The organism is Ralstonia flaminis (genome assembly GCF_958415495.1).
Classification (GTDB): Bacteria; Pseudomonadota; Gammaproteobacteria; order Burkholderiales; family Burkholderiaceae; genus Ralstonia; species Ralstonia flaminis.
In genome coordinates this window covers 24,952-32,397 of record NZ_CATZLL010000026.1, presented here as the reverse complement: position 1 = coordinate 32,397, position 7,446 = coordinate 24,952, and the positions used below count along the sequence as shown (strand labels likewise).

At 66.4% G+C, this 7,446-nt stretch carries 9 protein-coding genes; 5 read left to right on the top strand and 4 right to left on the bottom strand.

The window, feature by feature from the left end:
- Positions 1–270: 270 nt before the first annotated feature.
- From R2N11_RS25890 to R2N11_RS25870, 5 genes are all read left to right on the top strand, one after another.
- Complete coding sequence (locus R2N11_RS25890; RefSeq protein ID WP_199031882.1) at positions 271–906, top strand: LysE family translocator; 636 nt, start codon at positions 271–273, stop codon at positions 904–906.
- 38 nt (positions 907–944) lie between these two features.
- Positions 945–2,150 carry a low temperature requirement protein A gene (locus tag R2N11_RS25885; RefSeq protein WP_199031883.1) on the top strand — a complete coding sequence of 402 codons (1,206 nt, stop codon included), beginning with the start codon at positions 945–947 and terminating at the stop codon, positions 2,148–2,150.
- A gap of 100 nt (positions 2,151–2,250) precedes the next feature.
- A complete protein-coding gene (locus tag R2N11_RS25880) occupies positions 2,251–2,958 on the top strand; it encodes a glutathione binding-like protein (protein WP_199031884.1) in 708 nt (235 codons plus the stop codon).
- 62 nt (positions 2,959–3,020) lie between these two features.
- A complete protein-coding gene (locus R2N11_RS25875; protein WP_316682928.1) occupies positions 3,021–4,202 on the top strand; it encodes an MFS transporter in 1,182 nt (393 codons plus the stop codon).
- A 167-nt stretch (positions 4,203–4,369) separates the two neighbouring features.
- On the top strand, positions 4,370–5,335 hold the full coding sequence (locus R2N11_RS25870) for a hypothetical protein (RefSeq protein WP_316682927.1): 966 nt from the start codon (positions 4,370–4,372) through the stop codon (positions 5,333–5,335).
- 80 nt (positions 5,336–5,415) lie between these two features.
- On the opposite strand, the gene R2N11_RS25865 is transcribed toward R2N11_RS25870, so the two are convergent.
- Genes R2N11_RS25865 through R2N11_RS25850 form a run of 4 tightly spaced genes read right to left on the bottom strand, consistent with a single transcriptional unit; the run spans position 5,416 to position 7,392 of the window.
- Entirely contained in the window at positions 5,416–5,652 is a 237-nt protein-coding gene (locus R2N11_RS25865; RefSeq protein WP_316682926.1) for a hypothetical protein, read from the bottom strand.
- Positions 5,649–6,065 (bottom strand): VOC family protein, encoded by a 417-nt coding sequence (locus tag R2N11_RS25860; protein WP_316682925.1) that lies wholly within the window; start codon positions 6,063–6,065, stop codon positions 5,649–5,651. Before R2N11_RS25860 ends, R2N11_RS25865 begins: the two co-directional genes overlap by 4 nt.
- Entirely contained in the window at positions 6,065–6,577 is a 513-nt protein-coding gene (locus R2N11_RS25855; RefSeq protein ID WP_316682924.1) for an AraC family transcriptional regulator, read from the bottom strand. Before R2N11_RS25855 ends, R2N11_RS25860 begins: the two co-directional genes overlap by 1 nt.
- Positions 6,574–7,392 (bottom strand): substrate-binding domain-containing protein, encoded by an 819-nt coding sequence (locus R2N11_RS25850; RefSeq protein ID WP_316682923.1) that lies wholly within the window; start codon positions 7,390–7,392, stop codon positions 6,574–6,576. Before R2N11_RS25850 ends, R2N11_RS25855 begins: the two co-directional genes overlap by 4 nt.
- Positions 7,393–7,446 lie beyond the last annotated feature (54 nt).

Here is a 7,446-nt window from a genome sequence, read left to right as displayed (position 1 = left end):
CGGAAGGAGCCTTGTCTGAGCGCAGCGAGTTTGGCTCCTTCCCCTCCCCGCGACAAAAATCCAAGGAGGCTTTCGCCATCTCGGGCGCGCCTTTCTTTGCTTACTTTCTTTGGCAAGACAAAGAAAGTCAGTCGGCCCCGGCAGGGGACGAAACGGAAGCAAACCACCAACACAAAACCCAAAACGCAAAAACCAAACACCCCTCGTTTGACGCCCCAAAATTTTCATGGATAACTGTCTCTCCCAACCCCAAAAACCAGAGACCCCACCATGACCCTCCACACCTGGCTGGCCTTCATTGGCGCCAGCATCATCATCCTGCTGATCCCGGGCCCCACCATCCTGCTGGTGATTGGTGATTCGCTGGCCAACCGTGGCCGCTCGGCGTGGAGCACGGTGGCGGGCGTCGCCGCCGGTGACACCACCGCCATGGCCGTCTCGCTGGCTGGCGCGGGCGCCCTGCTCGCCGCATCCGCCGCGGCATTCACAGCGCTCAAGCTCATCGGCGGTTCGTACCTCGTCTACCTGGGCATCAAGTCCATCCTCAGCGCCCGCCGCCTGCGCGACAATGCGCCCGAGGCCGCCATCCCGATGCAGCAAAAGTCCGCCGGCCGCCGCTTCCTGTCCGCGTGGACGGTCACCGCGCTCAACCCCAAGAGCATCGTCTTCTTCGTCGCGTTCGTGCCGCAGTTCATGTCGGCTGACCAGACCTTCCTGTCGCAAAGTGTGATCCTGCTGCCGACTTTCGTGTGCCTGGCCGCCGCCAATGCGTCGATGTACGCGCTGGCCGCCAAGCTGCTCGCCAAGCGCCTGACCAGCGTGGCCGCGCAGCGTCGCTTTGGCTACACCGGTGGTGCGGTAATGGTGGGGGCCGGCACGCTCACGCTCGGCATGCAGTCGGCCTGACCTGTCCACCTGAACACAACACACACGAAAAACTCACGATGCACCGCAGCTACCTCCGCGCCGCGCCCACCCTATCCGATGGTGGGCACGGCCACCACCGCGTCACCAACATCGAGCTGTTCTTCGATCTGGTGTTCGTCTTTGCGGTGACGCAGCTCTCGCACCTGCTGATCGGCAACTTCACGCTAGAAGGCGGCGCGCAGGCGCTGCTGCTGATGCTGGCGGTGTGGTGGGTGTGGATCTTCACCTCGTGGGTCACCAACTGGCTCGACCCCGAGAAGCTTGCCATCCGCATCCTGATGCTGGTGCTGATGACGGCGGGGCTGCTGCTCTCGGCATCGCTGCCGCAGGCGTTCAGCTCACGCGGACTGGCGTTTGCGCTGGCCTACGTCTTCATGCAATTCGGGCGCACGTTGTTCTTCCTGTGGGCCGTGCGGCATGAGTCGCTGAGCATGCGGCGCAACTTCCAGCGCATCGGTGTGTGGCTCGGCATCTCGGCGGTGCTGTGGCTGGCGGGCGGGCTGTCGGACGTGCCGGTGCGCTGGGTGTGCTGGATCGCCGCGCTGGCCATTGAATGGATCGGCCCGTCCATGGGCTTCTACACGCCGGGCCTGGGCCGCTCCACCACTGACGACTGGAACGTGGAAGGCGGCCACATGGCCGAGCGCTGCTCGCTGTTCGTCCTCATCGCGCTGGGTGAGTCCGTAACGGTGACGGGCTCGACGTTTGCCGGGCTCGACTGGAACGCAGCCAACATTGCGGCGATGGCCGTGTCGTTCATCGGCAGCCTGGCCATGTGGTGGCTGTATTTCGACACGATTGCCGAGCGCGGCGCACACACCATGTCGCACTCGGCCGACCCGGGCCGCCTGGCGCGGCTGGCTTACACCTACATCCACGTGGTGCTGGTGGCGGGCATCATCATTGGGGCGGTGGCCGACGAGTTTGTGCTCGCGCATCCGGTGGGCCATCCGCATGCGGGCGCGGCGCTGGCGGTGCTGGGCAGCGCAGGGCTGTATCTGCTGGGCAACCTGCTGTTCAAGTGGGCGATCTTCGGGCGGGTGCGCCCGGCGCACGTGGTCGGGCTGGTCGTACTGGGAGCGGCCGGGCTGCTGGTGGCGGATGGCCTGTCCGCGCTGGCGGTGTCAGCGCTGGCAACCGGGGTGCTGTGCGTGACCGCTGCGTGGGAGAGCTACGCGCGATCGTGTGAGACGCCCGAGCCCGCACAGGTGCACGGCCACTGAGCCAAGTGGCCACCCAGAAATTCCGATTTCTGGTCATTACAAAAGGCCACTCACGCACCTACTCTGTCAACCAACACGACAGAAACACGAGGGCCTCGCCATGATCGACCTCTACACCTGCGCCACCCCCAACGGCCTGAAGATGGCGCTGTTCTTTGCCGAGACCGGTTTGCCGCACCGCGTCATCCCCGTGGATATCAGCCGGGGGGACCAGTTCAAGCCCGAGTTCCTCGCCATCTCGCCCAACAACAAGATCCCGGCCATGGTCGACCACGACCCGGCTGAGGGGACCGAGCCCGTGGTGCTGTTTGAATCGGGCGCCATGCTGCTCTACCTGGCCGAGAAGACCGGCCAACTACTGCCCACAGACCTGCACGGCCGCATGGAAGTGCTCAAGTGGCTGTTCTGGCAGGTGGGCGGCCTGGGCCCGATGGCCGGGCAGATCGGCCACTTCAACGTGTATGCGCCCGAGCGCGTGCCCTACGCCATCGACCGCTACACCAAAGAAACCAACCGCCTGTACGGCGTGCTCGACCGCCGCCTGGCCGATCGCCCGTACATTGCCGGCAACGACTACACCATCGCCGACATCGCGGCCTACCCGTGGATCGTGCCGCACGCAGGGCACGGGCAAGACCTGGGCGACTTCCCGCACCTGCAGCGCTGGTTCAAGGCCGTTGGCGCACGCCCGGCCACCGAGCGCGCGTATGCCGGCGTCGAGCGCGCCTACTCGCGCCGCCGCGAAGACATCTCCGACGACGAGCGCCGCGTGCTGTTCGGCCAGACCGCCGACACTACCGCGCTCTAGTCCCCTGCGGAGCCACAGGCTCCGCCCCTCCTCCCGCTTTCCTCTTCTGACAGGAGCCGACCATGCCGGCATCGCTGTGGTGGTTGTGCCTGGGCGCGTTCGCCATCGGCACCGAAGGATTCATGATTGCCGGCCTGCTGCCGGTGCTGGCCGCAGACCTGGGCGTGAGCGTGCCGGCGGCGGGGCAGCTCGTCACTGTGTTTGCCGTCACCTACGCCGTGGGCTCGCCCGTGATGGCGACGCTGCTCGGCAACGTCGACCGGCGCCGCGTGCTGATCTGCGCGCTGGTCATCTTTGCGGCGGGCAACCTGCTGGCCGCTGGTGCGCACAGCTTCGGGCAGCTGATGGCGGCGCGCGTGCTGCTGGCGCTAGCCGCAGGCGTGTTCCTGCCGACCGCCAATGCGGTGGCGACCTCGCTGGTGCCGGCCGCACGCAGTGGCTCGGCACTCGCCATCATCACGGGCGGCGGTACGGTGGCGGTGGCGCTGGGCGTACCGCTGGGTGCGTGGATTGCAGCCCAGGGCGACTGGCGTTCGACCTTCGTGGCGTGCGGCGTGCTGTCGGCACTCGCCACGGCGGGCCTCGCGTTCGGCCTGCCGCGTGCGTTGCCGCACAGCGTGACCACGCTGGCCCAACGCCTGAGCGTGGCGCGCCGGCCCGGCATGCTCGGTGCGCTGGCGGTGTCCGCGCTGTGGGCCGCAGGCGGCTTCACGTTCTATACGTATGTCGCGCCGTTCTTTGTGCAGGGGTTGGGCTTTGCGCCGCAGCACGTGGGCATCGTGCTGTTTCTGGTGGGCAGTTTCGCAGCGCTGGGCACCGGGTTGGGCGGGCACATGACGGACCGCGCAGGCGTCGCCCGCGTGCTGGCGGTGAGCAGCGTGGGCATCGTGCTGGCGTTCTCGGTGCTGTCGCTATCGGCCCAGGTGCTGCATGGCTCGGTGGCAACCGTCATCGCCATCGGCGCGGTCGTGCTGTGGGGTATGGCCGGCTGGGGCTTCGGGCCGGCACAGGCGACCCGGCTGATCCGCTTGGCACCAGACGTATCGCCGATCACGCTGTCGCTGCATGCATCTGCGGTGTATGTGGGGATTGCGCTGGGGTCGAGCGTGGGGGCGCTGGCACTGGCCCATGGCGGGCCGGGCATGCTGGGGTGGGCGGCAGCGGCGTGCCATGTGGTGGCGGTGGTGCTGTGGCGGATGGGTGGCCGGCATGAGGTAACGCATACCGCCGCGCAGACTGCATAGTGCGGCAGCGCCCCGAGCCAGTGAAACCGCGCTTCGGGGGGTATCCGCGGATCACATTGTTTCCTTATCATCCGCATTCGACCGGCTGCGGCACCGGCGGGAGCGGATGAGGCCCCCAAGGTGTACCGGCAGGTCTCCAACAACAACATCATCAGGGAGTAGTAACAATGGGACTGCGTCAACTCGCCGTCCGGGCCGCACTCGGCCTGACCATCGCCGCGCTGGCCGGCTGTGCCAGCTTCCGCCACACCGAACCGTTCCCTGCCGAGCAGACGCAGGTGACGGTGAGCCTCGACAAGGAGCCACCGTCAAAGTGGGATCTGCCGCTCGGCATCTATGCGGTGCCCAATACCCGGCTATATATCAGCGGACACCAGGCGGGCCTCGGAGTTGGCATGGCATTCGGTCTGCTGGGTGTAATCGCGGCGGACTCCATTAACAGCGCACGCGCACAAAGCCGCGCCGGCGATACGTCCGCAGTCACGACGTATGACATGCTGGCCCAGGCCGATACGCTGCTGCAAGCCAAGCTGAAAGCCGGCGACAACAAGGCGCTAACGGCTGGCACTGGCGGCACGCACCTGAGCGTGCAGCCCTTCGGTGTGCTGACGTACGTAAACGACACCGACGTCCGTCCGTATGTCGTGCTCAAGACCAAGCTGGTGGATACCGCGGGCAAACCGCTGTGGGAGACGCAGTACATCGCGGCCAGCGCCGACATCAAGCCGCTGTCGGGTGATACCGGCTGGCTGGCGCAGCAGGCACAACCCCTGCGGGACATGCTGCAAGCGACACTGGAGCGCAGCATGACCGTCATGCTGCGCGACGTGGCTGGCAACAATCTGCGCAACCCGGCCAAGGCCGTACTGGTGACTGGAGATTACGCGTACCTGCAACGCAAAGTCATCGTCAAGGGCAACCTCGTGCTCGACGAACCCGACTACTTTGCCTTCACGCCCAAACTCGGGGATGTGATGGTGTTCTCGGGCGTCAACATCTTCGAGCGCAAGTCCGTCGACATTCGTGAAGCCAAGGACACCGACGCCGTATTTGCAGTCGTGCCAGTGCCCGAGGAAGAGGTCAAGCGCGTGCAAGGTCCAGCCCCGGGCGCACCGTTCAAGATGCAGCAGTAAACCTGCGCCACATTCGGGACCAAAGCTCGGCACGCCGGCATCGAGTTGGCGCGCCGGGCTCTGACCTCGCTATCTGGACCTCAACTCCTCGCTGCCAAAGTTTCCCGGCCAGCGCGCCCGCCGCGCCGATCCACATACGGCAACGCAAACATGACCAGCCCCGTGATCATCAGCAACGCCAGCGGCAACAACGGCGCATAGGTGATCCGCGCGGGCGGCGTCCCACGCGTCATGGCGACGAAATTGGCGATGACCGTCAGCGTGAAGGCCATCGACACCCAGCGGTGAAACTGGCGGAGTCCGGTGCGGGCGCTCATTTGGCACCTCCGGCAGCCTGGATCATCTTCCAGCCGTTGCCGGCCGGGTCGCGAAAGCCCGCATCCACACTGCCAAAGCGGTCGATTGGTTCCTGCGTGAACTCCACGCCGCGCGCACGCAGTTGCGCGTAGGTAGCGCGGCAGTCGGCCACGGTCAGCACCAGCGGCGGCATCGCGCCCTTGGCGACCATCGCGCGCAATGTCTGCGCGGTGGCCTCGTCATGGATGGGCGGGCCCGGCTGGAACAGGCCAAGCTGGAACGACGGTTGCTCCGGATGCTGCACCGTCAGCCACCGATACGGCCCGTTGCGCACGTCGGTATGCACACGGAAACCCAGCTTGTCGACATAGAACGCCAGTGCCGCGTCCTGGTCGTCCACATACAGCCCTACGACGTTGATCCCTTGGCTCATCACCGCTCCTTGGTGTTGGTTGGTGACGGATTTGTACCCGCTGCCAGTTGGCGACGCTTCTCCGAAACTGCTGTGGTGAGGTCGGGCCGCTGCGCCGCCCTCAACACGCAGGCGGGCACGCGGTCGAGCTGTTGCAGCGGCGCATTGGCCTGGGCCTCGCGGCGCAGGGCGCTCGGGCTCTGCCCGGTGATGTCGCGAAAGATGCGGCCGAAGGTGCCCAGGCTCTCCCAGCCGGTGGCGAAGGCGATCTCGATGATGGGCAGGTCGGTGTCGCGCAGCAGGGTGGTGGCCTGCTCGATGCGGCGCGTAAGCAGGTAGCGGTGCGGCGGAATGCCAAACGCCTGCTTGAACGCGCGCGCGAAGTGCGCCTCGGACACGCCGCTTACCTCGGCCAGCCGTTTGACCGGCCAGTCCTCGTGCGAGACGGCGTCCATGCGATCCTTCGCCCGCAGCAGGCGGCGCAATAGCGCCGGGTCTTGCGGCGGATCGGGCAGCACAGCCGGCTCGATCACTGCACGGCCTCCGGCGCCCTTGCCGATGCGCGTGCCGGTTCCATCCCGCTCTTCTCCACCGCCGGCGCTGCTTCTGGCGAGGCCAAATAGCGGATCAGCTCACGTGCCGCCTTGGGGTGCGCGGCATTGATGGGAATGCCCGCCGCAAACACCGTCACCTTCTGCAGCGACTCGGGAATCTTGCCGACAAAGTCCACGCCCGGCACCGGCAGCAGTTCGCTCACCTGTTGAAAGCCGATGGCGTATTCACCGCTGGCCACCACGGTGCCGACCGGAATCTTCTCGATCTTGCGGGCCTTGCCGCGCATCTGCGCTTCAATGCCGAGGCGCTTGAACAGCGTGGTCTCGATATACACGCCGCTGGCGCTGTCGGAGTACGCCACCGACTGGGCTTGCAGCAGCGTGTTGCGCAAGGCATCGACGGTGCTGATGTCCGGCTTGGGCGCGCCCGCCTTGACCACCATGCCGATGCGCGACTCGGCCAGCGGCACGCGGCTGGCGGGGTCCACCAAACCTTTCTGGATCAGCCCGTCGAGCGCCTCGCCCACCATGATGAGCACGTCGGCCTGTTCGCCACGCGCCAGGCGGTTGGGAATCGCCTCGGGCGAAGCGCCCATCGACGGCCCCCAGGCGGTGGCTAGCGTATTGCCGGTGGCCTTCTCATAGCCCGGCGCAAGCGCCTTGTAGGCTGCGGTAAAACCACCGGAGTTCATCACGCGCACTTCGTCCGCGCTGGCGGCGGCCGGCAGAAAGCCCAGCGACAGCGCGCCGAGCGCGAAGACAAGATGACGGAGCAAACGAGGCAGGGGCTGCATGGCGGGGGTCTCCTATGTTCTCTTTTGGGAGCCGCCAGCTTACCGCGTGCGTGA